Origin of the sequence: Sporolactobacillus sp. Y61 (assembly GCF_040529185.1) — a bacterium.
In the GTDB taxonomy this organism is placed as follows: Bacteria; Bacillota; Bacilli; order Bacillales; family Sporolactobacillaceae; genus Sporolactobacillus.
Map to the genome: position 1 here is coordinate 810,395 of NZ_CP159510.1, position 25,851 is coordinate 836,245.

The 25,851-nt window shown below is 48.0% G+C and carries 23 protein-coding genes and 3 tRNA genes; 19 read left to right on the plus strand and 7 right to left on the minus strand.

What is annotated here, in order from left to right:
- Positions 1 to 111 precede the first annotated feature (111 nt).
- From ABNN70_RS04065 to ABNN70_RS04115, 11 genes are all read left to right on the plus strand, one after another.
- Positions 112 to 185, plus strand: a tRNA-Met gene (locus tag ABNN70_RS04065).
- Positions 186 to 190: 5 nt separating this feature from the next.
- A tRNA-Asp gene (locus tag ABNN70_RS04070) sits at positions 191 to 263 on the plus strand.
- A gap of 12 nt (positions 264 to 275) precedes the next feature.
- Positions 276 to 348: transfer RNA gene (locus tag ABNN70_RS04075), tRNA-Phe, on the plus strand.
- Positions 349 to 652: 304 nt separating this feature from the next.
- Positions 653 to 1,369 (plus strand): response regulator YycF, encoded by a 717-nt coding sequence (gene yycF, locus ABNN70_RS04080; protein WP_129928556.1) that lies wholly within the window; start codon positions 653 to 655, stop codon positions 1,367 to 1,369.
- Positions 1,366 to 3,177, plus strand: coding sequence for a cell wall metabolism sensor histidine kinase WalK (gene walK, locus ABNN70_RS04085; RefSeq protein ID WP_129928555.1), 1,812 nt, complete (start codon positions 1,366 to 1,368; stop codon positions 3,175 to 3,177). The genes yycF and walK overlap by 4 nt, the downstream gene beginning before the upstream one ends.
- Entirely contained in the window at positions 3,174 to 4,508 is a 1,335-nt protein-coding gene (yycH, locus tag ABNN70_RS04090; protein WP_129928554.1) for a two-component system activity regulator YycH, read from the plus strand. Before walK ends, yycH begins: the two co-directional genes overlap by 4 nt.
- Positions 4,505 to 5,311 carry a two-component system regulatory protein YycI gene (yycI, locus tag ABNN70_RS04095; protein WP_129928553.1) on the plus strand — a complete coding sequence of 269 codons (807 nt, stop codon included), beginning with the start codon at positions 4,505 to 4,507 and terminating at the stop codon, positions 5,309 to 5,311. The genes yycH and yycI overlap by 4 nt, the downstream gene beginning before the upstream one ends.
- Before the next feature lie 63 nt (positions 5,312 to 5,374).
- Entirely contained in the window at positions 5,375 to 6,163 is a 789-nt protein-coding gene (locus ABNN70_RS04100) for an MBL fold metallo-hydrolase (protein ID WP_129928629.1), read from the plus strand.
- Between the two features lie 179 nt (positions 6,164 to 6,342).
- Complete coding sequence (locus tag ABNN70_RS04105) at positions 6,343 to 7,584, plus strand: trypsin-like peptidase domain-containing protein (RefSeq protein WP_353948816.1); 1,242 nt, start codon at positions 6,343 to 6,345, stop codon at positions 7,582 to 7,584.
- Between the two features lie 551 nt (positions 7,585 to 8,135).
- On the plus strand, positions 8,136 to 8,615 hold the full coding sequence (gene rlmH, locus ABNN70_RS04110) for a 23S rRNA (pseudouridine(1915)-N(3))-methyltransferase RlmH (protein WP_353948817.1): 480 nt from the start codon (positions 8,136 to 8,138) through the stop codon (positions 8,613 to 8,615).
- A gap of 250 nt (positions 8,616 to 8,865) precedes the next feature.
- Positions 8,866 to 9,114 carry a PepSY domain-containing protein gene (locus ABNN70_RS04115; RefSeq protein ID WP_129928550.1) on the plus strand — a complete coding sequence of 83 codons (249 nt, stop codon included), beginning with the start codon at positions 8,866 to 8,868 and terminating at the stop codon, positions 9,112 to 9,114.
- Between the two features lie 798 nt (positions 9,115 to 9,912).
- On the opposite strand, the gene ABNN70_RS04120 is transcribed toward ABNN70_RS04115, so the two are convergent.
- A complete protein-coding gene (locus tag ABNN70_RS04120) occupies positions 9,913 to 10,806 on the minus strand; it encodes an SDR family oxidoreductase (protein ID WP_129928549.1) in 894 nt (297 codons plus the stop codon).
- Positions 10,807 to 10,914: 108 nt separating this feature from the next.
- On the opposite strand from ABNN70_RS04120, the gene ABNN70_RS04125 reads away from it, so the two are divergent.
- Positions 10,915 to 12,171, plus strand: a complete 1,257-nt coding sequence (locus ABNN70_RS04125) for a DUF2075 domain-containing protein (protein WP_353948818.1) — start codon at positions 10,915 to 10,917, stop codon at positions 12,169 to 12,171.
- Entirely contained in the window at positions 12,161 to 12,895 is a 735-nt protein-coding gene (gene truA, locus ABNN70_RS04130) for a tRNA pseudouridine(38-40) synthase TruA (RefSeq protein WP_353948819.1), read from the plus strand. Before ABNN70_RS04125 ends, truA begins: the two co-directional genes overlap by 11 nt.
- A gap of 76 nt (positions 12,896 to 12,971) precedes the next feature.
- Here the strand turns inward: truA and ABNN70_RS04135 are convergent, their stop codons facing one another.
- Together ABNN70_RS04135 and ABNN70_RS04140 are read right to left on the minus strand one after the other, a co-directional pair.
- A complete protein-coding gene (locus ABNN70_RS04135) occupies positions 12,972 to 13,919 on the minus strand; it encodes an NAD-dependent epimerase/dehydratase family protein (RefSeq protein WP_353948820.1) in 948 nt (315 codons plus the stop codon).
- On the minus strand, positions 13,916 to 15,247 hold the full coding sequence (locus ABNN70_RS04140) for a UDP-glucose/GDP-mannose dehydrogenase family protein (RefSeq protein WP_353949372.1): 1,332 nt from the start codon (positions 15,245 to 15,247) through the stop codon (positions 13,916 to 13,918). The genes ABNN70_RS04135 and ABNN70_RS04140 overlap by 4 nt, the downstream gene beginning before the upstream one ends.
- A 155-nt stretch (positions 15,248 to 15,402) precedes the next feature.
- On the opposite strand from ABNN70_RS04140, the gene ABNN70_RS04145 reads away from it, so the two are divergent.
- Positions 15,403 to 16,218: a UTP--glucose-1-phosphate uridylyltransferase gene (locus tag ABNN70_RS04145; protein WP_353948821.1), complete on the plus strand. Its 816-nt coding sequence runs from the start codon at positions 15,403 to 15,405 to the stop codon at positions 16,216 to 16,218.
- A 313-nt stretch (positions 16,219 to 16,531) separates the two neighbouring features.
- Here ABNN70_RS04145 and ABNN70_RS04150 read toward each other — a convergent pair whose 3' ends face one another.
- The 4 genes from ABNN70_RS04150 to ABNN70_RS04165 are packed head-to-tail and all read right to left on the minus strand — an operon-like array spanning position 16,532 to position 20,361.
- Positions 16,532 to 17,683 carry a glycosyltransferase family 4 protein gene (locus tag ABNN70_RS04150; protein ID WP_353948822.1) on the minus strand — a complete coding sequence of 384 codons (1,152 nt, stop codon included), beginning with the start codon at positions 17,681 to 17,683 and terminating at the stop codon, positions 16,532 to 16,534.
- Positions 17,680 to 18,438 (minus strand): glycosyltransferase, encoded by a 759-nt coding sequence (locus tag ABNN70_RS04155; RefSeq protein ID WP_165364220.1) that lies wholly within the window; start codon positions 18,436 to 18,438, stop codon positions 17,680 to 17,682. Before ABNN70_RS04155 ends, ABNN70_RS04150 begins: the two co-directional genes overlap by 4 nt.
- Positions 18,431 to 19,534, minus strand: coding sequence for a glycosyltransferase (locus tag ABNN70_RS04160; RefSeq protein ID WP_353948823.1), 1,104 nt, complete (start codon positions 19,532 to 19,534; stop codon positions 18,431 to 18,433). Before ABNN70_RS04160 ends, ABNN70_RS04155 begins: the two co-directional genes overlap by 8 nt.
- A 44-nt stretch (positions 19,535 to 19,578) precedes the next feature.
- Positions 19,579 to 20,361 (minus strand): TIM barrel protein, encoded by a 783-nt coding sequence (locus tag ABNN70_RS04165; protein WP_353948824.1) that lies wholly within the window; start codon positions 20,359 to 20,361, stop codon positions 19,579 to 19,581.
- 223 nt (positions 20,362 to 20,584) lie between these two features.
- Here ABNN70_RS04165 and ABNN70_RS04170 point away from each other — a divergent pair, with 223 nt between their 5' ends.
- The 5 genes from ABNN70_RS04170 to ABNN70_RS04190 all read left to right on the plus strand — a co-directional run bounded on the left by ABNN70_RS04170 (position 20,585) and on the right by ABNN70_RS04190 (position 25,682).
- Positions 20,585 to 21,697, plus strand: coding sequence for a glycosyltransferase (locus ABNN70_RS04170; RefSeq protein ID WP_353948825.1), 1,113 nt, complete (start codon positions 20,585 to 20,587; stop codon positions 21,695 to 21,697).
- A 152-nt stretch (positions 21,698 to 21,849) separates the two neighbouring features.
- Entirely contained in the window at positions 21,850 to 23,061 is a 1,212-nt protein-coding gene (locus ABNN70_RS04175; RefSeq protein WP_353948826.1) for a pyridoxal phosphate-dependent aminotransferase, read from the plus strand.
- A gap of 177 nt (positions 23,062 to 23,238) precedes the next feature.
- Positions 23,239 to 23,532, plus strand: coding sequence for a hypothetical protein (locus ABNN70_RS04180; RefSeq protein ID WP_353948827.1), 294 nt, complete (start codon positions 23,239 to 23,241; stop codon positions 23,530 to 23,532).
- Positions 23,533 to 23,665: 133 nt separating this feature from the next.
- Positions 23,666 to 24,184, plus strand: coding sequence for a hypothetical protein (locus tag ABNN70_RS04185; protein ID WP_353948828.1), 519 nt, complete (start codon positions 23,666 to 23,668; stop codon positions 24,182 to 24,184).
- Between the two features lie 472 nt (positions 24,185 to 24,656).
- Entirely contained in the window at positions 24,657 to 25,682 is a 1,026-nt protein-coding gene (locus ABNN70_RS04190; protein ID WP_353948829.1) for an NAD(P)-dependent oxidoreductase, read from the plus strand.
- Positions 25,683 to 25,851: the final 169 nt, after the last annotated feature.

Consider the following 25,851-nt stretch of genomic DNA (forward strand, 5'->3'; position numbering starts at 1 on the left):
AATGAATCTGATTGCAGGCAGAGAAACAGGTGCTGATAAAAAGCTTGCTATTCTTATCCTGGGATGGTACAATATTGTCTGTGCCGCAAAAGGGCAATCAGATTTTATTGTCGCGGGGTGGAGCAGTTCGGTAGCTCGTCGGGCTCATAACCCGAAGGTCGCAGGTTCAAATCCTGCCCCCGCAATTAATGGGTCCGTGGTGTAGTGGTTAACATGCCTGCCTGTCACGCAGGAGATCGGCGGTTCAAATCCGCTCGGACCCGCATTACATATATGGCTCGATAGCTCAGTCGGTAGAGCAGAGGACTGAAAATCCTTGTGTCGGTGGTTCGATTCCGCCTCGAGCCATGTTTCATCGGACATAATATGGCGTGAATGCCTTCGGAACAATTTAAGACCTCCGGATCATCAGGATCCGGAGGTCTTGTTTGTCCTTAAATGTCGTATAAAAGGTTTAGAAGGATGTAGCTAGCCACCGGAGGCGTTATGACAGCCCCGGAATGATTATGGTAAAATGAGTGGGAACATGGAAGGATCCCCGATCCGGAATTCTTTTACCGGAGGCGGATACCTGAAGCAGCTGAGTGATTGATAGATGATTAAAATAGAAAATAAAACGATAAAAAAATGAAGACAGAGGAGGTTCACCGGAATGGACAGCAAGATATTAGTCGTAGATGATGAGCAGCCAATTGCAGATATCCTGCAGTTTAATCTTGAAAAAGAAGGGTATCAGGTCGTCTGTGCTTATGATGGCGGCGAAGCACTCGAGAAGGTGGAACAGGAGCATCCGGATATGGTCCTGCTGGATGTGATGTTGCCGGTAAAAGACGGAATGGAAGTCTGTCGTGAAATACGAAAAAAATATACCATGCCAATCATTATGCTGACGGCGAAAGATTCGGAAATCGACAAGGTCCTCGGGCTTGAAATGGGGGCCGATGACTATGTCACAAAACCGTTCAGCAATCGTGAATTAATTGCCCGGGTGAAAGCCAATCTGAGGCGGCACAAGGCTGAATCAAGTGAACAGAAGAAGGGCAGGGAGAATAATATTGAAATCGGTGACCTGGTTATTCATCTGGATGCTTATGTCGTCACCAAACGGGGTAAGGTCATTGAACTGACCCACCGGGAATTTGAATTGCTGCGTTATCTCGCTGAACACATTGGTCAGGTCATGACCAGAGAAAACCTTCTTCAGACGGTATGGGGTTACGATTACTTTGGTGATGTCCGCACGGTCGACGTCACGGTCCGGCGCCTGCGCGAAAAAATAGAAGATAACCCAAGCCGGCCGGAGTGGATTGTGACCAGACGGGGCGTCGGATATTATCTCAATGCCCCTGACCAGGAGAAGTCGGAATGAATAAAGTCGGTTTTTTTAAATCGATTCAATTTAAAATTGTACTCGTTTACACCCTGCTCATTCTTCTGGCCATGCAGTTAATTGGTGTTTATTTCACTGATCGCCTGAAAACGATGCAGCTCGATAGTTTTGAAGAGACGCTGGTCAGCCAGAGCAACCTGATCGCCGCGAATATCAGTGAGGTCCTGAGAGAAAACAAAGATACAGATACGAGTCCGTCGAATCTTTCAGATCAGATCAGCAGCCAGTTTTCTGATCTGGACAGTGACTTCCGGGAAGTCGAAGTGATTGATCAGAACCGGGTCATTGTCGCAGCGGACAACCAAAGTGCTGTTGGGAAAACGACAACAAACAGCCTGATTCTGCAGGACCTTCGCGCGACATCGACAAACCGATACAGAATGACTAATGGCAGCAGTGGTGAGCGCGTTAATATTGTCACTGTCCCCATCGTGGTGGGAAATCAGCATTATGGCGTGCTCTATGTGGAAAAAAGTTTTGAAGGAGTTTACGATCAGCTGCGGGAAATCAATCAGATCCTCGCTGCAGCGACTATTTTCTCCCTTCTTGTGACGGCCGTTCTTGGCTTTTTTCTGTCCAGAACCGTCACGAAGCCACTTGTACAGATGCAGCGACAGGTTCTCGCCGTGTCGCAGGGAAACTTTAATCGAAAAGTGGAAATGACGGAAAAAGATGAAATTGGACAGCTGGCGGCTTCATTTAATAACATGACGGCAAAATTACGTGAAGCAACGGCAAACACCGAATCGGAACGAAGGAAGTTAAAGTCTGTCCTGACCTATATGACCGATGGGGTCATCGCAACCGATCGCAAAGGCAACGTCATTTTGATGAATAACCGGGCAGAGGATCTCCTGGGTGTGTATCGCCATGACGTGACAGGCAATTCCATTCTTGATCTGCTCAAAATCCGCAAAGATTATAAGATCATGGATCTGTATAATCTGACGGATTCGATTGTCCTGGATTTCAGCACAGATACAGATACGATACTCCTGAGGGCCAATTTTTCCGTGATTAAAAAAGAAAATGGCCTGACCAGCGGGCTCATTGCCGTTATTCATGACGTCACAGAACAGGAGCAGGTTGATATGGAACGTCGCGAGTTTGTTGCCAATGTGTCGCATGAACTGCGAACGCCTCTGACGACGATGAAAAGTTACCTGGAGGCGCTTCAGGATGGGGCTGTAAAAGATGAGCGGCTCGCGGCCAAGTTTCTTGATGTCACCCAGCGGGAAACAGAACGCATGATCCGTCTGGTCCGCGACCTGCTGCAATTGTCGCGGCTGGATTCAAAGGATTACAAGCTCAATCTGCAACGTACGGATTATATTACTTTCTGCGAACAGATTATTGACCGATTCGAAATGACGAAGAATCAAAATATACAATTTGTCAGGAAATTTCCCCGGGGAGGTCCCTGTTTTGTTCAGATTGACCGGGATAAACTGACACAGGTGATTGATAACATTATCTCTAACGCCATGAAGTATTCGCCGGATGGCGGGATCATTACTTTTGCAGTGATCAAAAAAGGACGCAAGATCAGGACCATGATTAAAGATCAGGGCGTTGGTATTCCGAAAGAAAATCTGACGAAAATTTTCAACCGTTTTTACCGTGTGGATCGTGCCCGGTCCCGAAAACTGGGAGGTACAGGTCTCGGCCTGGCCATTGCAAAGGAAATGATTGAAGCGCAGGGTGGAGATATCTGGGCGGAGAGTGAGTGGAATCATGGGACAACCATCCACTTTATTCTTCCTCTTGACCAGGAGGGTGAACAATGAACAGAGAAACCTTTAAATCTATTCTATTGGCCATTCTCGTCCTTGCCAGTGTTGCTATGACCTGGAATATCTGGTTTTACAAGGCGGATTTTCAAAAATATCAGGGTCCTTCGACGTCGGCGACCACGGTCTCCATTGCAGAAGCACGTCGTTTAACCGATGTTGTGCGCCCGTCGCTTGCTCTGGAGCACACGGGAAATGAGGTGATGGGAAAGGACAGGAGCAGTGAAATCACGCCGGTCTATAATGTCTATCTGTCGGCAGAATTCAGTCAGGTCGTGCCCAATGCCAGACAGAAGCCGCCGCTGAAAAAGAATGGCTCCACTTCTTATGAAATTATATTTCCGGCTCCACTTACCGGCGATACCCTGAAAAAGGTCTTCCATTTTGATCAGGATGAAGAAGAGATTCCGAAACACGTTATGGTAGATCGAGTCGAGCTGTATACCCCCGGGTCTGAATCCGGACTTATGGCGGTATTTCGTTCAGAAAATGGGCGCGATCAGTTTACTGCACTTGTTGGTAAAGTCGATACTCGCCGTCTGAATACCCTTTTTTCCAAAGGTGAGAACAGAACGTTCAGCAAATTTTCATTCAATCGAAAGATCACTTATCTGCCTGATGAAGAAACGACCATCAGGCCGGTTGTGTTGTACTTTGAAAAAACGCCGGCGGAATCCTTCATTCCCGTCCTTTTTACCGATCCCAGAAATGTTGTCCGTTCCAGGGATAAGAATGCGTATACCGACTGGGCAAGTCAGCTGGAGACAACATCGACCATTCTTCAGTATGTCAACCCGGGAATCAGTGGCGGTAACGAAGCGATATCAGATCCCATTGTCCACAGTTTTGATTTTATTAATAAATACAAAGCGTGGACCGATGATTTTATGTACGATGGACTCTCCATATCGAACGAAGGAAAACAGAATACCGTTGATTTCCGCATTTTGCTTGGCGATTATATGCTTTATAATACAGAATATTACCCCAACATGTATTTAACGATGATGGAACTGACCTGGAAAAGTCAGGAACTCTATCATTTCGACCGAACACTTCTGACTTTAACACGCATTGATGCACCAGGGGAAGTGACACTGGAATCCGGACAGGATATACTTGATAAACTGAGAAGGGCCTCGGTATCCATCCATAATATTCAGGATATGGCGATTGGATACAGGGTAAATAATCCAAAATCTGAGAGTATTCATTCTTTAAAGGCGATGCCGGACTGGTTTTATAAGATTGGCGGTCAGTGGTATTCTGCAACGGAAACGATCACCCCGCCCCAGCTGAATCAAACGAAGGAGCAGGATGCACCATGAACTGGAGTAAGACAAAATCGATCTTTATCATCTGCTTTCTCCTTCTGGATGCCTTCCTGATCTTTGAACTTTATCTCAGACAGCAGGATGAAGGAATGGAAGGGCCAGCCGGATCGACAACCGGGACTAATTCATTTCGAATTGAAACAGAATTGCCCTCGACACCGCAGGATGTAACTTTTCTCAGAGGGACACGAACAGATTTTTCGAAAGAAAAGGAAAATGTGACCAATCTGGTTAATCCGACCGGCGCAACGGTCCGTCAGAAAGTCGGCATAGAGGATGACGGCATGCAGCTGCACAGCACATTCGATCAGCCGGTTAAAGCTCAATCGAACGGCATCGAACTGCAGAAACGTCTTCTGAATCTTGTTTACCAGGGTCAGAACTATACATACTGGCAGTCGAATAAGGAAACCGGAACAATGGACTATGCTCAGCTGTACGATGGGCGACCGGTGTTCATCAGTAAACGCAGCAATGTGCAAATGCTTGAGTTCACCGTGACCGATAACCAGATCACCGGCTACAGGCAAAGTTATTTTACTTTTAAAAAGTCCAATACGGTTGATGTGATCAGTGCAGCTCGTGCAATTAGTAATCTGGGGAATTCAACAGACCTTCTGGATAATGAGCAGCCGCGCATTACCGGGATAGAACTTGGTTACGTAAATCTGGTTGGTGATGCCGGATCGGATCCTCTTATTTTTATCCCGGCCTGGAGTATTCATGTCAAGACGAAACAGGGAACTTCTGAATATTTTATTAACGCTGTTTCGGGTAATCTTCAGTCCATCGAATAATCTGAAACAGACAGATGAGAAAGCGGCCTGAGGGGACAGGCCGTGGAGAGAGGAAGACAGACCATGCAGTACAGCGTACTTGCGAGCGGAAGTACAGGAAATTCACTTTATATTGAAACGCAGCAGCATAAACTGCTGATTGACTGCGGACTGAGTGGCAGGAAGATGGTTGCCCTTCTGGGTGAAATAGGGAAAAAAGCGGAAGATATCGATGCCATACTGGTTACGCATGAGCACAGTGACCATGTGCGCGGGTTAGGTGTTTTCGCCCGGCGTTTTCATACACCGGTTTATGCCAATGAAAAAACCTGGCAGGCAATGGCGTCGACGATTGGCCGCATTCCGGTTGAGCAGAAGTTTACCTTTCGTGCCAATTCGGTAAAAAGTTTCGGAGATCTTGATATTGAATCTTTTTCAGTGTCGCATGATGCCGCGGATCCCATGTTCTATGTGATTCATGACCAGGGTAAAAAGATGACGCTTCTCACAGATCTTGGCTATGTTTCCGATCATATCAAAGGATTAATCCGAGATTCAGATACTTATGTGATCGAAGCGAACCATGACACGGAAATGCTGATGATGGGTCGGTATCCCTGGAGTGTTAAGCGGAGAATTCTGGGGGATACCGGTCATATATCCAATGATGAATCAGGGATTGCGCTGACAGAGGTGCTGGGTAATCGGACGAAGAGCGTGTATCTGGCCCACCTGAGCCGGGACAATAACATGAAAGAACTGGCCAGAATGAGCGTCGGGCAGCGCCTTGAAGATCAGGGGCTCCGTATTGGGCGGGATCTGAGCCTTTATGATACGGATCCGGAGCATGCGACAGATTTAAAGGCGATGTAGGTTTAAATGATCCTGTATACGGAGATCCTTTGGAAAAACATCCGCTTTTTTTGATGTTTATAAAAATAGTCACATAATTTTCATAAGAATAGTAATTGGTGCTACATTAAGCTTAAAGGATGAATCGAGGATGCGCCTTTCGATTCTGATAGCAATGTGAGTAGAGGAGGATTATCGGTATGGGCTTTTATGATGAGGACCACTCAAATGAGAGACCAGACAACGGTTCACGACCCGCACGAAGAGGCGGGAGAGGACGGGGTGCCTGGTTCCTTGCCGGCTTTATCGGCGCAGTTGTCGGTATGGTTTGCTTTTTGATCTTCGCACCGGTACTCTCCGATTTGGGCATTCTGCCTTATTCAGTGACGACCGGTTCAACAGATCAGAATACAACGAATACGTTAAATCCGTCGATTAATCGCGATGTCAGGGTAAACGTCACGTCACGGATTACCGATGCAGTTGATAAGGTGTCCCCGGCTGTCGTTGCCGTAATTAACCTGCAACAGGCTAATTTTTTCGATAATCAGTATACGGAAACCGGTATTGGCTCAGGCATTATTTATAAACGGGCCGGACCCTACGCCTATATTGTAACGAACAATCATGTCGTTTCCGGTGCCAGCAGAGTCGAGGTTCGGCTGAACGATAATGACAAGGTGGAAGCTAAGGTTCTGGGGAAAGATGCGCTTTACGATCTGGCCGTTCTGCGTATTCCTTCATCCAATATTAAAACCATTGCAGAATTCGGGAGCTCTTCAGCACTGAAACGCGGGGAAACGGCCATTGCCATCGGGAATCCGCTCGGTTTTTCCGGATCGGTAACGGAAGGTATCATCAGTTCGACCAACCGGACGATTCCTGTGGAAACGAACAGTACATCAATGGAAGCACAGGTCCTGCAGACCGATGCGGCGATTAACCCCGGAAACAGTGGCGGAGCGCTGGTTAATATCGCCGGACAGGTGGTCGGTATTAATTCATCGAAAATTGCATCAACCGGATCAAGCAGTGACGGTTCTGTCGAAGGCATCGGTTTTGCCATTCCAATCGATACGGCAAAACCCGTAATCAGCCAGCTTGAAAAAACAGGTAAAATACAGCGGCCAATGCTCGGAATCAGTATTGTGGACCTGTCGCTCGTACCTGCAGACGAGGCAAGTCAGCTCCAGCTCCCCGGTAATGTGAAACAAGGTCTGGTTGTTACGGATGTCCAGACGGGGAGTCCGGCATCAAGGAGCGGACTGGAACCTGGAGATGTAATCACTCAGATCGAGAACCATAAAATAAAAAGTTATATCGAGTTCTCGACGTATATGTATACACATCTTCATGCCGGTCAGACGGTCAATATTAAATACTACCGTGCCGGTAGATTACACAGTACACAGCTGAAGCTTGGAAGCAAGACCTTTTCTTGATCAACATAGAATGAAATAACAGGTAGCCCCCGGTTAAACCGGAGGCTATTTTTTTTAAAATTTCAGCGTCAGATTTACTGTGCGGTACTCCCCTTTCTTCGGGGCTTCTGAATTCAAATGATTTTTTGCAAAATGGGCTGCGTGGGGATAACCTGTGGATGAAGTGCCTGACTTATAAACAAGTTATGCACAATCGGTAGCAAACAGTTGATAACTGCAAAAAAATTTCAGAATCCTGTGCTAAAATGAAAAAGATGTGTGCATATTGCAATAAAGGCCGCCTGATGCAGAGATGATGTGTGAGATCAGTCATTTCCCCTATATGCAGGATCTATGTGACAGGGCAGTCTCTGCTCAAAACGGTTTAAGAAAACGATAAAAACCATTTTGCTCATGAACCAGGGAGCAATTATCCACAGGGGGACAGAGTTTGACTTTTTTCGACAGGCATATGTCGTAGCAAACGCCTGATTCCATACATAATGTGGATAGTGCCTGTGGATATGTGCATAAGTTCTGTGTATAACTCATGTATAAGGTTGGGATAAGTTGTGAATATCCATATTCTTTGTGTAGGGAAACTAAAGGAAAAATATTTCAGATTGGGCATTGAAGAATACAGTAAACGGCTGCGTTCATATGCTCGTGTATCGATTACCGAAGTGGCCGATGAAAGGGCACCGGAAACATTATCTCAGGCTGAGATCAGGCAGATTAAACAGGCAGAAGGGGATCGTCTGCTAAAGAAGATTCCCGCTCAGACCTATGTCATAGCCCTCGCCATACAGGGCAGGCAGCTGTCTTCAGAAGATTTCGCAGAAAAAATCGGTGAACTTGCTACATACGGACACAGCGATATTACATGTGTTATCGGCGGGTCAAACGGGCTGAGTGATGAGGTCCTGCATCGCGCTGATTTTCAACTTTCCTTCTCAGCGTTCACCTTTCCTCATCAACTGATGCGTCTGATCCTGATCGAACAGATTTACCGGGCGTTTAAGATTATCCGGGGAGAACCGTATCATAAGTGAGCACTGTTAAGAAGCGTCAAAGTTCATCTCAATGTCTTTGACGCTTCTACCTTTCCGGCTAAATCCCCTTTAAATGGTGTCATGACTTCCTCTCCTTAAATCACATACTTTTGGTGTATGAACCTATTCAAAACATTAAATGGAATCAAAATAAAAAGTCCACATGACAGGGGCTTTTTTGTTGCACCAAAAATTTGTCGGATACATATGGATAAATGGGTTGAATCTTTTAATGAGGAGGAAATTTTCAGTGTATGAAAATTTTTATCATGATAATCCGACGCCGATGTACAGGCAAAGAATTACAATGCAACAAGCTCAGGAAATTGCCCTTCAGCGTGTACCTGGGACAATTCTGCATGTAGATATGGATTTAGAAAATGGTATGCTGATTTATGAAGTTTTCATTCTAACACCGGAAAACAGAATATTCGAAGTGGAGATTCTTGCAAGGTCAGGGAGAATCATAAAAATAGAGGAAGAAAATGATTTTGATTAATACCGGCCATTGGGGAACCAGGGTCAGTCCCTGATAAAAGCGGTCACTTTCGATTTTGATGCTGCTCCTGGAGTTATTGCACCCTCCACTTTCCATGATCTGTCATGACCAAATCACGGCGATCCCCCGCTGTTTTTCATTTAAGGCGGGTCACTGAGTTCCGATTGAGGAATATTCGGTTGACGCACTCCAACGTCGGAATGCCTCATCCAGGCGTTTCCATACCGTTGGTCGTGCGCAGCTGTCACGTCATCGAAGGATGGCGCTTTTTCTTGATCGGTATTTAGAAAACGTTGAAGCAGTGTACGGACCGTCATGAGATGATCGGCTTGATCTGTTCGACTTCCGCATTTCAACACTTTGGACAGATGATTTGCGCAGAAAAAAGGTCTGGCATTGCTGACAGGTGGTTCCCTAAATCAGGGGGAAAAATTCCGTTTAACTTAGTAATAAAGGGTAAACGCGAGCTTCAATAAACGGAGGAATTCCGTCTATTGACTCGGAAAATGTGGAAATAGAGGATTTTTCAATGCGTAACCGGAAAAATTCCGCTTATGATACTCTGAAACCCTTTTTATTCTGCACTTAACCGGAAAATTTCCGCTTATTGCGACCGGACGCCTGTTATGAGCGCTCCGAACCCTTAGCCTTCAACCGCCAGCATCGTTTGAAGCAGGTACAGCTTAGTGGCCGAACGACGCCCTTTTCCCGCTTTTCATGAAGTAGCGAAAGCCTTAAAGATCCGGAAAGTGGAATAAAAAACTGTCATCCTCTGCGAATGACAGTTTTTTCAGTAACTCAGGCAATCGGTAAGCCACCGGTGATGCCGAAGACCTGCGCGGTGATGTAACTTGCTTCATTGGAGGCAAGATGGACGTAGGTCCCGGCAAGCTCGGCCGGCTGGCCGGCACGTTTGAAAGGCGTCTCGTGGCCGAATTTCGGAATGTTCCCGGAGAGCTGCCCGCCACAGATCTGCAGGGGTGTCCAGATCGGACCGGGAGCGATTGAATTGACACGGATGCCCCTGGGAGCGAGTTCGGCAGCCAGTCCTTTAGTGAAATTAACAATGGCGGCTTTTGTCGGTGAATAGGTGATCAGGTCCGGCGTTGGCGCGTAAGCCTGTATCGACGATGTGGTTGTAATGGCGGAGCCTTTTGGCAAAAAGGGCAGCGCGGCTTTCACCGTCCAGTACATGGAAAAGACGTTGACTTCAAATGTTTTCCGAAGCATATCTGTTTCCACGTCTTCGAAGCTTTTATAGGCCTGCTGGACGCCGGCAACAAGTGTCAGAATATCAAGACCGCCGAGTTCTTTTTGAGCGGTTTCCACCATTTTTCTGCAAAAGGCCTCATCAGATAAATCCCCGGAAATAAGAACGGCTTTCTGACCGGCTTCCTCAATCAGCGTTTTAACCTCATCCGCATCCGGCTGTTCGAAAGGCAAATAGTGGATGGCCACATCCGCTCCTTCGCGGGCATAAGCAATAGCTGCCGCCCGGGCAATCCCCGAATCGCCGCCGGTAATCAGTGCCTTTCGTCCCTGCAGACGTCCGGATCCCTTATAAGTTTTTTCACCACAGTCAGGTACCGGAATCATTTTTGACTGAAGTCCGGGCCTTGCCTGTTCCTGTTTCGGATAGGTGCCAGAGGTATAAAGCTTCTTTGGATTTTCAACAGGTGACTGAATGCTCATGTAACTCCCTCTTTCAATTATTTTATGGTTCGTCTCAGGTTACTTTTTCGAATAAATGGCTTTTCTGTGTTAAAATCGGTAATAATATGTGTTTGCAGGAGACGAAATATGCACCTTTCAGATAACAAGGCCGTTCAGCGGGAACGTGAAAACGCATCGATCGTTAAACTTTCTCCGTTCAGGACGCTGTCAGAAGAACAGAAAACGTTGAAAGATAAAATTATCAAATTTTGCAGAGCGCATGTATCGGGCCGGAAAGCGTCGGTATTCGTCATTCACGGGGATGCGGGGACTGGCAAGAGTGTGCTGCTGAACACGGTTTTTAACGAGATTCAGACACAGTCCCGGAGCGATGTCGCAGGCCCGCTGTATCAGACAGATAACCGTCTGATTGTGAATCACCCGGAAATGTTAAAACTTTACAGGAACATTTCTGAAAAGCTGAAACATGTCCGGAAAAAAGACTTTGAGAGGCCGACCACCTTTATTAATCAAATGCATAAAAAGGCGGCCCGTGCGGATATTGTGCTGATCGATGAAGCACATTTACTGCTTACGAAAAGCGATAAATATAACCGTTTTTATCAGAACAATCAGCTGGAAGAAATACTGAAACTCAGCCGGGTGGTTGTGCTGGTTTTCGACGAGAAGCAGGTATTGAAGCTGAAAAGTCACTGGAGCACGTCCTCTCTTCAGGAGATCATCGGTCAATATCCGACGGTGTCCTGTTCCCTGACGCGGCAATTCAGAATGCATGCCCATGAAGATGTATTGAAATGGATTGATCAGTTCGTACATAAGAAGATTGCTCCGTTTCCTGAAAAACAGGCGTTTGATTTTCGTATTTTTGCTGATCCGGGGGACATGTACCACGCCATCAAGGAAAAAAATGCGCGGGTTCACCTTTCCCGGATGGTCGCGACGTATGATTACCCATATAAACTGGATGGCAGGGACTATTTTATCCGGGAGAAAAATTTCGTGTGCCGATGGGATCGCTATAAACCGACGGCGAAAAAGGCATGGGCGGAAAGAGAGGACACGATTGATGAAGTCGGCTCCGTTTACACGGTTCAGGGGTTTGATCTGAATTACGTCGGAGTGATTCTCGGACCGTCGGTTTCTTATGATGAGGGGCGGGACAGGCTCTTGATCGATATTGATAAATATCAGGACCAGGCAGCTTTTGTCAATCGCTCAGATCTTGACAGCCCGGATCAAATCAAAGAACGGATCATTCTGAATTCAATCAATGTACTGATGACGCGTGGTGTACGCGGTTTATACCTGTATGCCAGCGATCCGAAATTAAGGCACAGGCTGTTATCCTTACAAAGGCGGCGGACATCCGGTTATGAACTATAAATTGATGATTGAATATGACGGCGGGCGATATAAAGGCTGGCAGCGTCTCGGCGCAGAGGAAAAAACGATTCAGGGGAAAATTGAACAGGCTCTGTCGCAGCTTGAAGGCAGGCCAGTGGAAATAGTCGGAAGCAGCCGGACCGATGCCGGGGTCCATGCGCTGGGACAGGTCGCAAATGTCAGGCTGGACACCCCTCAGACGGGAGACGGGATCAAGAATTTTCTCAATCATTATCTGCCGGAAGATATCAGTATCACGCGCATCACCAGGGTTCCTGAACGCTTTCACGCACGCTATCATGCCAAAGGAAAAACCTATCTGTATAAGATCTGGAACGGGGATTATTCACATCCGTTTCTGCGAAAATACAGCATGCATATTCCGGAGAAACTGGATCTGGGCAGGATGCAGAAGGCAGCCTCTTTTTTTATCGGGGAGCATGATTTTACCGCTTATTCAAATGCAAAATCAAAGAAAAAGTCGTCTGTCTGCCGGATCACGTCTCTGGACATTGAAGAGCAGGACGGTCTGATCCAGATCCGGATCTGTGGTAATCGTTTTCTCTATAACATGGTCAGGAAAATAGTCGGTTCATTGATCGAAGCGGGGCTCTGCCGGCTTGACCCGGATCAGGTTCCTGAAATCCTGAAGGCAAAAAAAAGAAATCGGACCGGGCGGCTGGCAGAAGCGCGCGGCTTATATCTGGAAAGCGTGGACTATTGAAAAAGGGTAAGCGTCATGCTTCCGGCCTTTTTTCCGCTAAAATCAAAACCGATTCTGAGAATCGGTTGGGTGTCGTCTATAAGGCATAAGCAGAACGGATATAGGCAATTTCGCAGGCAAGGCCTTCTCTGAGCGCTACTCTCGGGTCGTAATCCAGAAGCGTCTGAGCGTTTGATATATCAGCCCATGTGTGTTTGGGTTCTCCGCGGAGTGCCGGTAAATATTCGATTGCCGCTTTTTTCCCTGTCAGCTGTTCGATGATGGCGAGGGTTTCATTGATCGTTGCCCGTTCTTTTCCGCCGATATTTATCGTCTTTCCAATCAGACCGTCCTTATCAACCATTGCAGAAAGACCCGCGATACAGTCATCGATATACGTAAAATCTCTTGACTGATGTCCGTCGCCGTACAGCGTGATCGTATCGTCTGTCAGAATTTGCCTGATAAAGCGATGAAAGGCCATATCGGGCCGCTGTCTCGGTCCATAGACCGTAAAGAACCGTACAGTAATTACAGGAACAGCGAAGCTCTTACGATAGACATAACATAAATGCTCGCCGGCCAGTTTGGTCAGCCCATAAGGGGAAAGAGGTGTCAGGCTCGTGTCCTCCGCCACTTTCCCCTGCTTATCTCCGTACACGGACGAGGTCGAGGCATAAATAAACTTCTGCAGTGGTTGATTTTTGGCAGCTTCAAGCAGTCGCTGCGTTACCTGAATATTGTTTGTCACATAGGGATCAAAGTCCTTCCCCCAGCTGGAGCGGACGCCGGGCATGCCGGCGAGATGATAGACGATGTCAACGTGATCCAGCAGGCGTTCCAGGTCCGCTGTCAGCAGATTTTCGTGCAACAGCGTAAAACGCGGATGATTTTCCAGCCTGGTCAGATTAGCTTTTTTTAAAGACGGAGGGGTCGGACCGATGAAGGTATCCACTCCGGTCACATGAACCTGCTCATTCTCAACCAGTTTTTCACAAAGATGGGAACCGATGAATCCGGCAGCGCCGGTTACAAGAATGTTCATGGCCTTGCCACGCCCAGATAGCGCAGGCCCTGTTTCCGGATCGTGTCGGGTTTGATGCAGTTGCGGGCATCAAGGATCAGATCGCCATTCATCTTTGCTTTGATCTCTGCCCAGTCCAGATCGATAAATTCTTCCCAGTCGGTCGCGATCACGACGGCATCAGCTTTCTCGACGGCTGTCTTGATCTCGCTCACCTGACTGACATGGGGCACCGGCGGGCCCGGCAGTTTCGCCTCAGGGTCATATGCGCTGACCGTGCAGCCGAGTTCGCTGAGCTTTTGAATCAGAGCCACACCGGGCGAATAGCGTGTATCGTCCGTGTTTGGCTTGAAAGCAATACCCAGCACAGTCACTTTCTTTCCGGACAGATCCGGGAGTGCTGAACGCAGTTTGTCAAGATAGACATCAATCTGCGAGTGGTTGACGGATTGAACAGCACGCAGAAGGACAGGGTCTACGTTCTTCAGCCCGGCGTTATACACGAGTGAACGGACGTCCTTCGGGAAACACGATCCCCCATAGCCGATACCCGCCTGGAGGAAATGCGGACCGATGCGCGGGTCTGTTCGGATGCCTCTGGCCACATCCTCAATGTTTACTTCAAATGCGTCGCAAATTCGCGCAATTTCATTAATGAACGAAATTTTGGCAGCCAGAAAGGCGTTTGACGTATATTTAATCAGTTCCGCTCCGGTTAAGGAGGTCACAACATACGGGGCATCAATTTTCTGATAGATGGCCTCAATAACAGGCAGAGACCTGTGATCCTCTTCACGCTTTCCGACAACGATTTTGTCCGGATGGACGGTGTCGGAAATAGCGCTGCCTTCCCTTAAAAATTCAGGATTGGAGATGACATCGAATAATTGCGGATCCACGCCTTTATTTTTCAATGTCCGGCAGATCCATTCGTTGGTCCCCGGTGGTACGGTACTTTTTGTGATAATCGTTTTGCGGGTGGTCAGTTCACCGGCAATGAAATCGATAACGGATCGGACATAGGTCAGATCTGCCTGACCGGATGGTGCAGAAGGTGTCCCGACAGCAATAAAAACGACGGGATATTGATTCAGAATTCCGGCTTCGGGTACACTGAAGCTCAGACGCGCATGATTTCTTTGAATCATTTCTTTTAAACCCGGTTCAAAAAAAGGTACCTCACCGGATGTTAAGGCTTTGATTTTTTCACTGTCTGTATCCAGACAACGCACATGATGACCGAGCTCGGCCAGTACCGCTGCCGACGTCAGGCCTACATAGCCGGCACCGATTATACAGATATCCAAGTTTCCAACAGCCCCTTTAACGCGTGGTTTACGAGTTATCATATTAATCAAAGCTGCGGATTGTCCCGTACAATCGTCTAAATACAGGGTTGGAATCGCCTGTTTGCAGTGAATTTATGAAAAAGAGGAAAACGCAGTGACCGCTTGTATGCCTGCGAATAAGATATAGCATTCTGGCAAAGAAGGGGGGAACACAAATGGTCAGGAAAGCGATTATCCCTGCTGCCGGATATGGTACAAGAAGTCTTCCGATTACCAGGGTCATCCCTAAGGAAATGTTTCCGATTCATCACAAACCCTCTATTCAGTACGTCGTGGAAGAAGCCGTCTCTGCGGGCATCGAGCAGATTCTGATGATTGTTTCCCGTTCCAAGAATATGATCATAGATTATTTTGATGAGTCGCTTGAACTTGAGATGTATCTGCAAAAGGCGAACAAATTACACTTACTGTCTAAAGTGAAACGTCCTGACGTTCAGATTCTTTATACGCGTCAGCCGTTTGCCGGAGGGCTGGGGCAGGCGATCCGTCTGGGGCAGCATTTTATCGGGAATGATCCTTTTGCCGTCCTGCTCCCGGATGATCTGGTTATCGGCGAAGGAATCAAAGAGTTGATCGATGTTTATCAGGAAGAGCATGGCTCTGTTATCGGATTGAAAGAGGTTGAAGAAGAGCAGTTGAAAAATTATGGTGTGATTGACGGCGATCCGATTCGGAATGATCTTTTTTCTATTAAAGGGGTTGTGGAAAAACCTCAGGAGAATCCGCCGTCCCGCCATGCGATCATCGGCAGATATGTTTTTACTCCGGAGATTATGGCTGCATTGGAAAAGGTTCAGCCTGATCGTGGAGGAGAGATTCAGTTAACCGCCGGGATTCAGGAACTGCTGGCTGCACAGCCCTGCTATGGTAAGGTGATTTCGGGACAAAGATTTGATGTGGCCTCTGAAAAAGATTACATCGATTTACAGCTGCAGATGTACCGGCAGCATGCAGATCACCAGGGGAAATAATAGATTGAAAAAATGTTTGCCGGCTGGCAGATCGAGCGCCGCCAGAGGCTTAGTTTTTCTGATGCTGTTTTCCGCAAAAATTTAAAAAACAAAAAAACGGTTCCGGTTGCGGATCCGTTTTTCCTCATTCGGTTTATCCTGCATGAACGGGCGTACCCTCTCTCAGGGTCGTGGGGATGAGCGAACAGGCCTGGGTCGCAGAAGCCCGATGGATTCAACGAACAATCAGCGGGGATGACGCCGGCTGAAAGTGAGGACGCCCTGTCGCAGGGCACGTCCTGTCCATAAAACCCCCACTGATTGACGTTTCACTTTATTTCTCAGCCTGTCTCGTTACAGTCTGATACAAGGTTTCCAGTTCATCTGCGACCCGCTGAAAATTATAGATTTCTTCCACTTTTGATCTTCCGGCCCGGCCCATTTGATCGGCCAGATCCGGATCGGCCAGCAGCGGGTTCAGCACCTGCGCAAAGGCCCGGGGATCCTTATAACGCCTGATGATCTTTGCAGCTCCATCGTTCAGAAATAATTCCGGATTTCCCCCGCGTGCGGTGGTGACGACGGGCAGGCCGGCAGCCATCGCTTCATAGTGTACGCGTGCGAGCGGTTCCTTCCACTGGGAGGGACAAATAAAGATATCTGATGCGGCAAAATATTTCGGAATTTCCTCAACAGGAACATAGGATGTGAAGACCACTCGCTCCTCGAGTTCATCGGCTGCCTGTTTCAGTTTCTCAATATAGCCGCTCGGTGCATCGTCCGCATACCATTTACTTCCGACGATGAGTAATCTGACCCGGCCGGATGTTTCAGAGAGTTCCTTCATGGCTTCCAGAATCAGGTGGCAGCCCTTCTCAGATACCAGTCTTCCGACGAAGAGCAGTACCCGTTCATCACCGGCGATCTGATAACGCGCCCGGATCTGGTTCCGCCATTCCTTCCCTTTCTCAGACCATACAGGTGCATACTCGTTTGTATCCACCCCTGTATAAAGGACATGTGTTTTTTCTTCAAGTCCGGGGAATTTCGCGACCGTATCCTCAGCAACAAACCGGCTGACAGTCAGCACCTGATCGGCTTCCTGCAAACAGCCTGCCGCAAGGTGACGATCCATTTTCAGCGTGTCGTAAATCAGATTATGCAGAGACAGGAAAAGCCGGGCATCAGGCGCAGCCTGGCGAAGTTCAGCGAGCCACCCGGGACGGTTATAAACCTGGATCAGATCGAATGCCCCAGCTCTGATGCTTTCACAGACGTGCGGAAAAAAAACAGACCGGTCAAAGCGGATCCAGGTCACTCCGCCGGACTTTTCATGGACAGGGAGTGCCGGATCGGTAATGGAAAACACGGTCACATCGTGAGATCGGGCAATCAGCGGAGCAATCTTTGAAATCAGAAGCTGGATGGCTCCCCCTTTAACCGGTGGACACGGCCCCCGGTCGGAACAGATGAAGGCGATCTTCATCGCGCTTTCCCCTTACTTTTTTTCTTCCCGTATTTTTTGTCCAGTTCGATCAGACGCTTATCGTCCCAGCCATATAATGCCAGGGTATGATCCCGTATTTCCGGATGGTGGATCCGGATGCTCAGACTGCTTCGGTTCTCACCGTGAAGCCAGTATTCACACAAAGGTTCTTCAAGACAGTAACCGCGGTAATACTCAGCAAGCCGCAGCCACATATCCCAGTCCTGGGAATACCAGTAGTCTTCATTGAACAGTCCGGCTTTGTCAAAGCAGGCTTTATGAACCAGCAGTGTCGATGTCCGGATGGTAAATTTACGTGAAAAAAGGCAATACTGCAGATGCTCCCGGCTTTTACAGGTAAGGGGTTTACGCAGCTTGGTTCTTTTGCCTTTTTCATTGACATTATAGTACCAGCTGTAAAGAAAACGGCACTCAGGGTGTTCGTGAATGAAGGCCATCTGTTTTTCCAGTTTATCCGGCAGGAACCGGTCGTCGGAATCACAGAGGGCGATATAGTTGCCTCTGGCGAGACGGATCCCGGCATTCCGTGCAGCAGAAGGCCCTTTATTTTCCTGATAAATGTAGCGAATTTTATCTCCAAAAGCTTTTAACAGATCACGGGTATCGTCTGTTGAGCCGTCATCTACCACAATAATCTCATAATCGCTGTAAGACTGGGCTAATACGCTTTTCACTGCCGCGACAGTAAAAGCTCCGCGGTTATAAGTTGGGATGATGACACTGATTTCAGTCATCGGTGCGCTCCTTTCCCTGCATGTTCCCTTTTTCAAGAACAGAATCATAAATGCGTTCAAGTTCGTCGATCTGGCGCTCGGCATTGAACTGCCGCTTTACCGTCTTTCTTCCTTTTTTTGCCATCTTACGCCACCGGTCCGGGTGACGGATCAGCCAGATCAGTGATTCGGCAAGCGCATCCGGGTCTTTTTCAGGGACAAGAATCCCGGATTCTCCGCTGCGTACCAGTTCGGGAATGCCCGCATGCTTTGTTGAGACGACAGGCAGTCCGGATGCCATGGCTTCTTTTAATACATTGGGTATCCCTTCCTGATTTCCATCAGGTGTTCTGGTGCTGGCCAGCGCAAACAAGTGGGCTTGTTGCATTTCCCTGACAATATCTTCATATGATAGTGCCCCCGAAAAAGTAACGGCATGATCTAATTTGAGTCCTTTGACCAGATTTTCCAGATCGGTACGCAGCTTTCCATCGCCGACAATGCGCAGTCTGGTGCCAGGGAACTGACGATGCACCTTCTGGAAGGCTTCGATCAGGTACTTCATCCCCTTTTTTTTCACAAGCCGTCCGACAGAAAGGATGGTGATCGATCCATCTAAGGGGACGGGGGTATGCCGGAATGGAAATTGTTCGATGTTAATGCCACTGTGATGAACGTGTATTTTATGTTTGGGGCACCCGTACTTCACCAGAATCTTTTTCATGTTATTTGAGGTTGCCGTGAAGGCATCGCTTTCGGAGAACAGCTGCTCCAGACGTCCATCATATTTTTCCATCGACCGGACATTCGTCGGCAGATCAAAACCATGGAATGAAGTCAGTACAGGGATGTCCAGTTCCTGCCGGATATCCAGCAGCTCGACTCCCGTTACACCGAACCGTGCGTGAATCAGATCGACCTGTTCTCTTGCGAGGATCTCTTTTAATTCATCTCGCGTCCTGTAGATGAAAACCGGATCAAAAGGGAAATTTCTTCGGTTCATTTCTTTCTTGCAGCAGACCAACGACGTGTAGGTTTTCAGATCAATTAATTCTGAATAGATGAATGTCTCGCTGATGGGTAAGAACCAGTTCCGTATGACGGCTACCTTGCGCACGGGATATCACCACTTTCCGTATTTTTTGCATCGCATGCCGCCCGTCAGGCAGAAGGTAAACTGCTGAAATACTGTGCACTTTCAATCATCGGCCGGCAGTCATTGTTGTCTTTTAAGCCGATTTCAAAGATAAAATCTTTGTGTATCAAAAGAGGCTTCAGATTGATCCAGTCAATTTTTCCCTTGCCCAGTGGCAGGGCATCATGTCGCTTGCCTGCACTGTCGACAAGGTGGAAGTAACGCACCTGCTTCTCAACTTGTTCTGTCACTTGCTTCAGCCTGCGGTTGCTCCCTTTTAAAGAAATGAAGGCATGACTGATATCCAGGCAGAGGGCGAGATGCAGCGGCTCAATGATTTCGGAGAGGACGTGCGGGTTGGCAAAAGAGAAAAGGCCGGCTGTTGTGTTCTCCCAGAGAAAACAGTCACCGCCCTTCTGAACCAGCTTTTCAATACGGGTTCTCATGTTTCGACTCGCAGAACGGCCGCTGAGAAGCGAACTTTCGGATCCGGAATAGTGCGCATGAATCACGCATAACACGTCTGCCTGCCGGCACAAATCGGCAAGGCGCCTGCATGACCACTGATAATAGCTGGTGATTTCCGGATTCCGGCTCATGATGTCCAGCCTGATCTGCCTGCAGGTCACGGGCTGATGTAAATAGACTTTGATCCCCGCCTGTTTTAACTGAAAAAGGGTATCCAGCAGTTCCTGCGGCTTCTGTATATCTTCTTCAGTCAGCTGAAGTTCAATGATCTCCGGCAGATACTTCAGCCGGTCGGCTAATTGCCGGGAATCCAGACCGCATTTTAAACGAATAAATGGCATACCCCGCCCCCGTTTCCGCAATTTTTTCCTGCCTGGTCTCAACTGCACGCAGGAAAGTTCATCATAACTGTATTCATGACCATCCGGAAATGTTCCCCCGTCAGGTCCGTGATGCATCTGATCCTGCAATTTTTCTCTGAGCGGCAGTCCATAAGTGTATGCATCATGACTGGCCGGATCATAGGATAGAAAAAGCAGATTGACAGAGGAAGGAGTGTCCGGTGTGATTCACTATGTTGTGGGGCGGAATCTGGGCCATCTGAATAAGTGTGTGGCCAATCTTGCCCGGTTTGCGGAGATCAGTGATGAACCGGTTACCATCTACGCGTTTAAAAAGTCACATGAATGGCTTCGCTCAAATTTCACACACGGAAAGATCGAGCGTTATATCAATCCTCAGAAGAAGGCTGAAACGCTTCTGAATGCCGGTCTGGTCATGCATGACTGGAGGGATGAAATACGCTTTCTGAAAAAGGAACGTACGGGTACCGGGCCGGTTATTGGCGGCGTTTACCACAGTGATCTTTTCGACTCAGAAGAGGATACGGAGCCGGCCAGAAAGTTCAAACGACAGATCCGCGGGATCGCCCAGGAATCCACGGATATCTTTTTCCACATCAACATCAAGCAACCGGAATATGTCCCTCAGCTGTCCACCTGTTATGTGCCGATTCCGATCATCGCGCGGGATATCACTCAATCACCGGAAGAGGTGAAGAAAAGGCTGGGCCTTCAGAAAGACGAGCCTTTTATCCTCATCCAGATGGGCGGGGGAGCCGGGCGTTTCCGATATAAATTCATCAATGAATGGTACGAAAAAATCAATCAGATTCATGTGAGGCCGTACCGGATTGTGATCGGCGGCCAGCTTGAGGGCGGGGACTTTATGTTTCATGATGACAGGGTTCGGGCCCCTTTATTTGCTAATGGGCGGAATTTGATTCATGCGGCGGACATGGTTATCAGTAAGCCTGGGATGGGCATCCTGATGGACTGTATTTCGACAGGGACGCCGCTTCTTGCTCTGCCTGCGGATACAAAGGAGCGTGAAGCGAAAAACAGGATGCTCCGTGATTTGACCGGTTCGGATATCTGTCTGGCCGACAATCGGATGACACCGCGGGATCTGGAGGTCCATATCGCCGAGCTGATGAGTCAGAAAGCGCATTTTATAAAAACGTGCCGTACGGTCCCGGTCATCGGTGCAGATGTGGTGGCTAAAAGCATGAACATGCTGTCAGGGTGTACACTGAAGGAATTACCGGATGTGTATCAGGAGATATTAAAAATCACTCCGTTTTCTGTTCCTGATCAACCTCCTCACCCCTCGCTGTAATCCGTAATAAAGTGAAGCTTCAATCCGTGGGGGGTTTCTGCCCGTGTCTGTCCTCTCTGTCCTCAGATATCCGCTGCGGACTTCCCAGGGCTGCCCGAAGACAGGTATAATAGCATAAGGATCGAATTAAAAGGGCAGAGGAGACGAAAAAAATGATCAATCAGGAATATAAAGCCATGATCGGGAAGAAATCGATTATTCGTAAACTGGCCGAATACGCAACGCGGCGCTCAGAAGAGATTGGCCGGGAGAATGTCTTTGATTACACGATCGGTAATCCTTCCGTACCGGTTCCGCAGGCTTTTACTGATAAGCTGGTGGAACTGGCGACGAGTCATGATCCGGTGGCTGTACACGGCTACAGTCCGAGCCTCGGGATTACGTCCGTACGGGAGAAAATAGCTGCTTCATTAAGGAGACGTTTCGGACTGGAGTATCGGAAGGAGCATATCTTTATGACTTCCGGGGCGGCGGGAGCAGTTGCTCATGCCCTGCGCGCCGTCACGGTCCCTGGTGACGAAGTGATCACCTTCGCCCCCTATTTTCCGGAGTATAATCCCTATGTCAATAAGACCGGGGCGGTCCTGAAGATTGTTCCGCCGGATACAGAGACTTTTCAGATCAATTTTGCAGAGTTTGAAAAAATGCTCTCATCAAAAGTGATGGCTGTCCTGATTAATACACCGAACAATCCGTCCGGCATCACCTATTCAACAGAGACCATTAAGAAATTGGCCGCATTCCTCGAGGACCGGGAGAGGGAATATGGCCACGATATCTACCTGATCTCAGATGAACCGTACCGGGAAATTGTCTTTAAGGGAGTTGATGCACCCTACGTGGCGGGACTTTACCACAACAGCATCACCTGTTACTCATTCAGTAAATCACTCTCGCTTCCGGGGGAGCGGATCGGGTATGTTGCAGTTAACCCCGCCTGCCGTGACGCGGAGCTGATCGTTGAGATGTGCGGTCAGATTTCAAGAGGGATCGGCCATAACTGTCCGCCTTCGATTATTCAGCTGGCAGTCGCGGAGGTGGCTGATCTGACTGCCGACCTGTCGGTTTATGAAACCAACATGAACATCCTTTATCATGAACTGACCGGCCTCGGTTTCTCGTGTGTAAAACCGGGCGGGACCTTTTATATGTTTCCTAAAGCTCTGGAAGAGGATGCAGTTGCTTTTTGTAAACGCGCCCTCAAATATGATCTGATCCTGGTTCCGGCGGACAGCTTCGGATGCCCCGGTTATTTCCGGATGGCCTACTGCATGTCGACAGAAAAGGTCAGACGGTCGCTTCCCGCGTTCAGAAAACTGGCAGCAGAGTATCGGCAGATCGGGGAACGGAGCGGTCAGGCTTGAAAATCAGGGGCATCAGGCCGATGTAAAAGATAAGCGTCTTTTTGGCGTACCGGCGTTCTGCTGTGAAAAAGTGATGCTATATCGATTCACCACACGCCGGCATGCATGGGTACGGAAAACCTAATGTGTTTTTACTGAACCGTGTGTGCCATACGGAGAACAGCGGTTAATAGAGTAATGACCTTTGGAAGATTGGGTGTCCTGCTATGCCGGGAGCCGGGGAAGGAAGACCGTGAGTTATCTTTTTTCACATTCGCTCTGTTCTCTTTGCCTGATCGCATGCTGAATGATACCATGGAGCATATTAAGGACAGGCCGCCGCTTCATCAGGTGATCATCGATGCCGCTCCGGATGAGATCAGACAGATTCGGGATACCGTGTTTGCTCTGGAAATGCGGACGGGGAGAATTTCAGCAGGTACACGTTCGATGTTCACCTGGGCACAGGCAAGTGTCTGTCTCTTTACATAGATGCGCTGAAACAGCTGTCATCTGTTCCTGATAGATCGGTTTCCCGGAATACTTGACCGTGCTGCCTGCAGCACAAAAGAGGACGCGATACGAAATGCTTTGGAATCCTATTTAACCGACGGGAGTGGTTCTTATGAAAAAAATCATTATTGTCCTGTCAGTGGCAGCTATGCTGATGCTCAGTGCCTGTGCGGCCGACACGCAGACGCGTGACGGAGAATCTGCCACCGGCGATCAGACATCATCCACGGTGAAGAGCTCCTCATCTGAAGGGATCTCTTCGGATCGTTCGGCTTCTTCCGACACTTCATCTGCGGATCAGTCCGTCGCTACCGATGCTTCATCCTCTGAAGAGCAAACGGCTGCCCCATCTGAGGGTGAATCGGTAAGTTCAGGTTCAGGCGAATCTGAGAAGCAGAACGCACTGGAGGCGGTTGTTCAGGCTGCGGGATATACACTGGATCAGGTCTATGCGGAAGTGCAGGATGACGGGGCCTTTTATTCTATTGAACTCCGGGAAAATCATTCCGATGACCCTGCTGCAGATCCTTCTACCGCGCCTTCCATTGGCTTTTTCCGGTACGATAAAGACAGCGGCAGGGTGACAAAGCTTGATATTGTCAGCAACGAATATAAGGAACTGACCCATTAACCGGCATACGCCACCGGATGTTTTATTATTCGTAACCTCCAGGAAACTCATTATTTTAATAATGAGAGGAATGGGATTCAAATTAAAAACACAACGGCGTGTTTTTTTTTGTTCATGCCTCAGGGGATCTGTTGGTATCGTTTCAAATTTTATTTCAGAAGCCGGATTAGCTGGACAAAAAACAGCCCGATTTTCACAAAAACATCACTTTTAATCCGTTGTGATTCATTGCTGCCTGATAAGGTCGATGGTATAATTTTTACTGTAGAGGGTTGCTTTCTGATATTTTTTTCCTTACTGGAGAAGAATAAAAGCAGCCGGTAAATACTGACTGGTCTTGGAATGTAGAGACGGCTCATTATTAATCTTGTGAAGGCGATCACGTAGCATGGTTTTCACAGGTGAAGGTGCTTACAGCCCGGTGCTCAGAAGCGTCGGGTGAAGAATAAAAATTCTGGGAGGATGTTTAGGCATGGCTTTTAAAATCATTGCGTATGGCGTTGAACCTTACGAAGAACACCTGTATGGTGAACTGAACAAATATGGTTATGAAGTAAAACTGGTCAATGATCTTCTGACTGCTGATAACGGTGATCTCGCAAAGGGTTTTGACGGAGTGCTGCTCTTCGTTAACTGCCTGGCTGACCGTGCAAACCTGAAGAAATTCAAAGATTTCGGAATTAAATATGTTTTCACACGTACAGCCGGATTTAACCACATTGATCTTCAGGCTGCTGCAGACTTCGGTCAGGTGGTTGCCCGCGTTCCGGCATATTCTCCGAACGCTATTGCTGAACTGGCTGTATCGCTCGGGACATCCCTGAGCCGCAGCACGGTTTATACAACCGGCAGAACAGCAAAGCTGAATTTTGAAGTAACGGAAACGATGTTCAGCCACGAAATCCGTAAAAGCACGGTCGGCATTGTCGGCACAGGCCACATCGGTTGCGTAGAGGCTGAATTGTACAAGGGTCTCGGTGCAAAATTGCTGGGCTATGATATTTTCCAGAGTGATTTTGCCAAGAAACTGGTTGAATTCAAGGAACTGGATGACCTGCTTGCTGAATCGGATATTGTCAGCCTGCACCTCCCTTACTTCCCTGGAAAGAACGAGAACTTTGTTAACGATGACTTCATCAACAAAATGAAAGACGGCGCTATTCTGGTTAATACGGCCCGTGGTGAACTGGTTGATGAAGCGGCTGTTGTCAGGGCGATCAAGAGCGGCAAACTGAAAGGATTCGGTGCAGACGTTCTGACCGACGAAGCCCGTTTCTTCGGTAAGGACTTCTCCAAGGGTGAAACATTCCCCGACGCAACGATCAAAGAACTTGTCGAACTGTATCCGAAAGTCCTGATTACGCCGCATGTTGCCGCTATGACTGACGAAGCAGTTTCCAACATGATCTCCACCAGCTACGATAACTTTAACAAGGCACTCAACGGCGGGGACCTTGGCAGAGCAGAAGTCAAGCTTCCTGAACCTGCGAAAAAATAAAAATTATCCGGAAAATCCTGGCTGGGCCTGAATACAGGTCCAGCCGTTTTTTTGCTCATGCAAATATTCTTAATCTTTTTTATTGACAAACCATTACTTTCTGGTTAAAATAACAACACTCACTAAAAATTGTTTCACAAGGGATGTTTGTTATGTTCCGTACAGAAAA

Bases quoted from the DNA above. Each gene is read 5' to 3' on its own strand.
- ABNN70_RS04105 (WP_353948816.1), top strand. From the start codon at position 6,343: ATGGGCTTTTATGATGAGGACCACTCAAATGAGAGACCAGACAACGGT.
- ABNN70_RS04190 (WP_353948829.1), top strand. From the start codon at position 24,657: ATGGCTTTTAAAATCATTGCGTATGGCGTTGAACCTTACGAAGAACAC.
- ABNN70_RS04175 (WP_353948826.1), top strand. From the start codon at position 21,850: ATGATCAATCAGGAATATAAAGCCATGATCGGGAAGAAATCGATTATT.
- ABNN70_RS04180 (WP_353948827.1), top strand. From the start codon at position 23,239: ATGACCTTTGGAAGATTGGGTGTCCTGCTATGCCGGGAGCCGGGGAAG.
- ABNN70_RS04145 (WP_353948821.1), top strand. From the start codon at position 15,403: ATGGTCAGGAAAGCGATTATCCCTGCTGCCGGATATGGTACAAGAAGT.
- yycH (WP_129928554.1), top strand. From the start codon at position 3,174: ATGAACAGAGAAACCTTTAAATCTATTCTATTGGCCATTCTCGTCCTT.
- ABNN70_RS04155 (WP_165364220.1), bottom strand. From the start codon at position 18,438: ATGACTGAAATCAGTGTCATCATCCCAACTTATAACCGCGGAGCTTTT.
- yycI (WP_129928553.1), top strand. From the start codon at position 4,505: ATGAACTGGAGTAAGACAAAATCGATCTTTATCATCTGCTTTCTCCTT.
- ABNN70_RS04165 (WP_353948824.1), bottom strand. From the start codon at position 20,361: ATGCCATTTATTCGTTTAAAATGCGGTCTGGATTCCCGGCAATTAGCC.
- ABNN70_RS04185 (WP_353948828.1), top strand. From the start codon at position 23,666: ATGAAAAAAATCATTATTGTCCTGTCAGTGGCAGCTATGCTGATGCTC.
- walK (WP_129928555.1), top strand. From the start codon at position 1,366: ATGAATAAAGTCGGTTTTTTTAAATCGATTCAATTTAAAATTGTACTC.
- yycF (WP_129928556.1), top strand. From the start codon at position 653: ATGGACAGCAAGATATTAGTCGTAGATGATGAGCAGCCAATTGCAGAT.
- ABNN70_RS04135 (WP_353948820.1), bottom strand. From the start codon at position 13,919: ATGAACATTCTTGTAACCGGCGCTGCCGGATTCATCGGTTCCCATCTT.
- ABNN70_RS04100 (WP_129928629.1), top strand. From the start codon at position 5,375: ATGCAGTACAGCGTACTTGCGAGCGGAAGTACAGGAAATTCACTTTAT.
- ABNN70_RS04120 (WP_129928549.1), bottom strand. From the start codon at position 10,806: ATGAGCATTCAGTCACCTGTTGAAAATCCAAAGAAGCTTTATACCTCT.
- truA (WP_353948819.1), top strand. From the start codon at position 12,161: ATGAACTATAAATTGATGATTGAATATGACGGCGGGCGATATAAAGGC.
- ABNN70_RS04150 (WP_353948822.1), bottom strand. From the start codon at position 17,683: ATGAAGATCGCCTTCATCTGTTCCGACCGGGGGCCGTGTCCACCGGTT.
- ABNN70_RS04140 (WP_353949372.1), bottom strand. From the start codon at position 15,247: ATGATAACTCGTAAACCACGCGTTAAAGGGGCTGTTGGAAACTTGGAT.
- ABNN70_RS04125 (WP_353948818.1), top strand. From the start codon at position 10,915: ATGCACCTTTCAGATAACAAGGCCGTTCAGCGGGAACGTGAAAACGCA.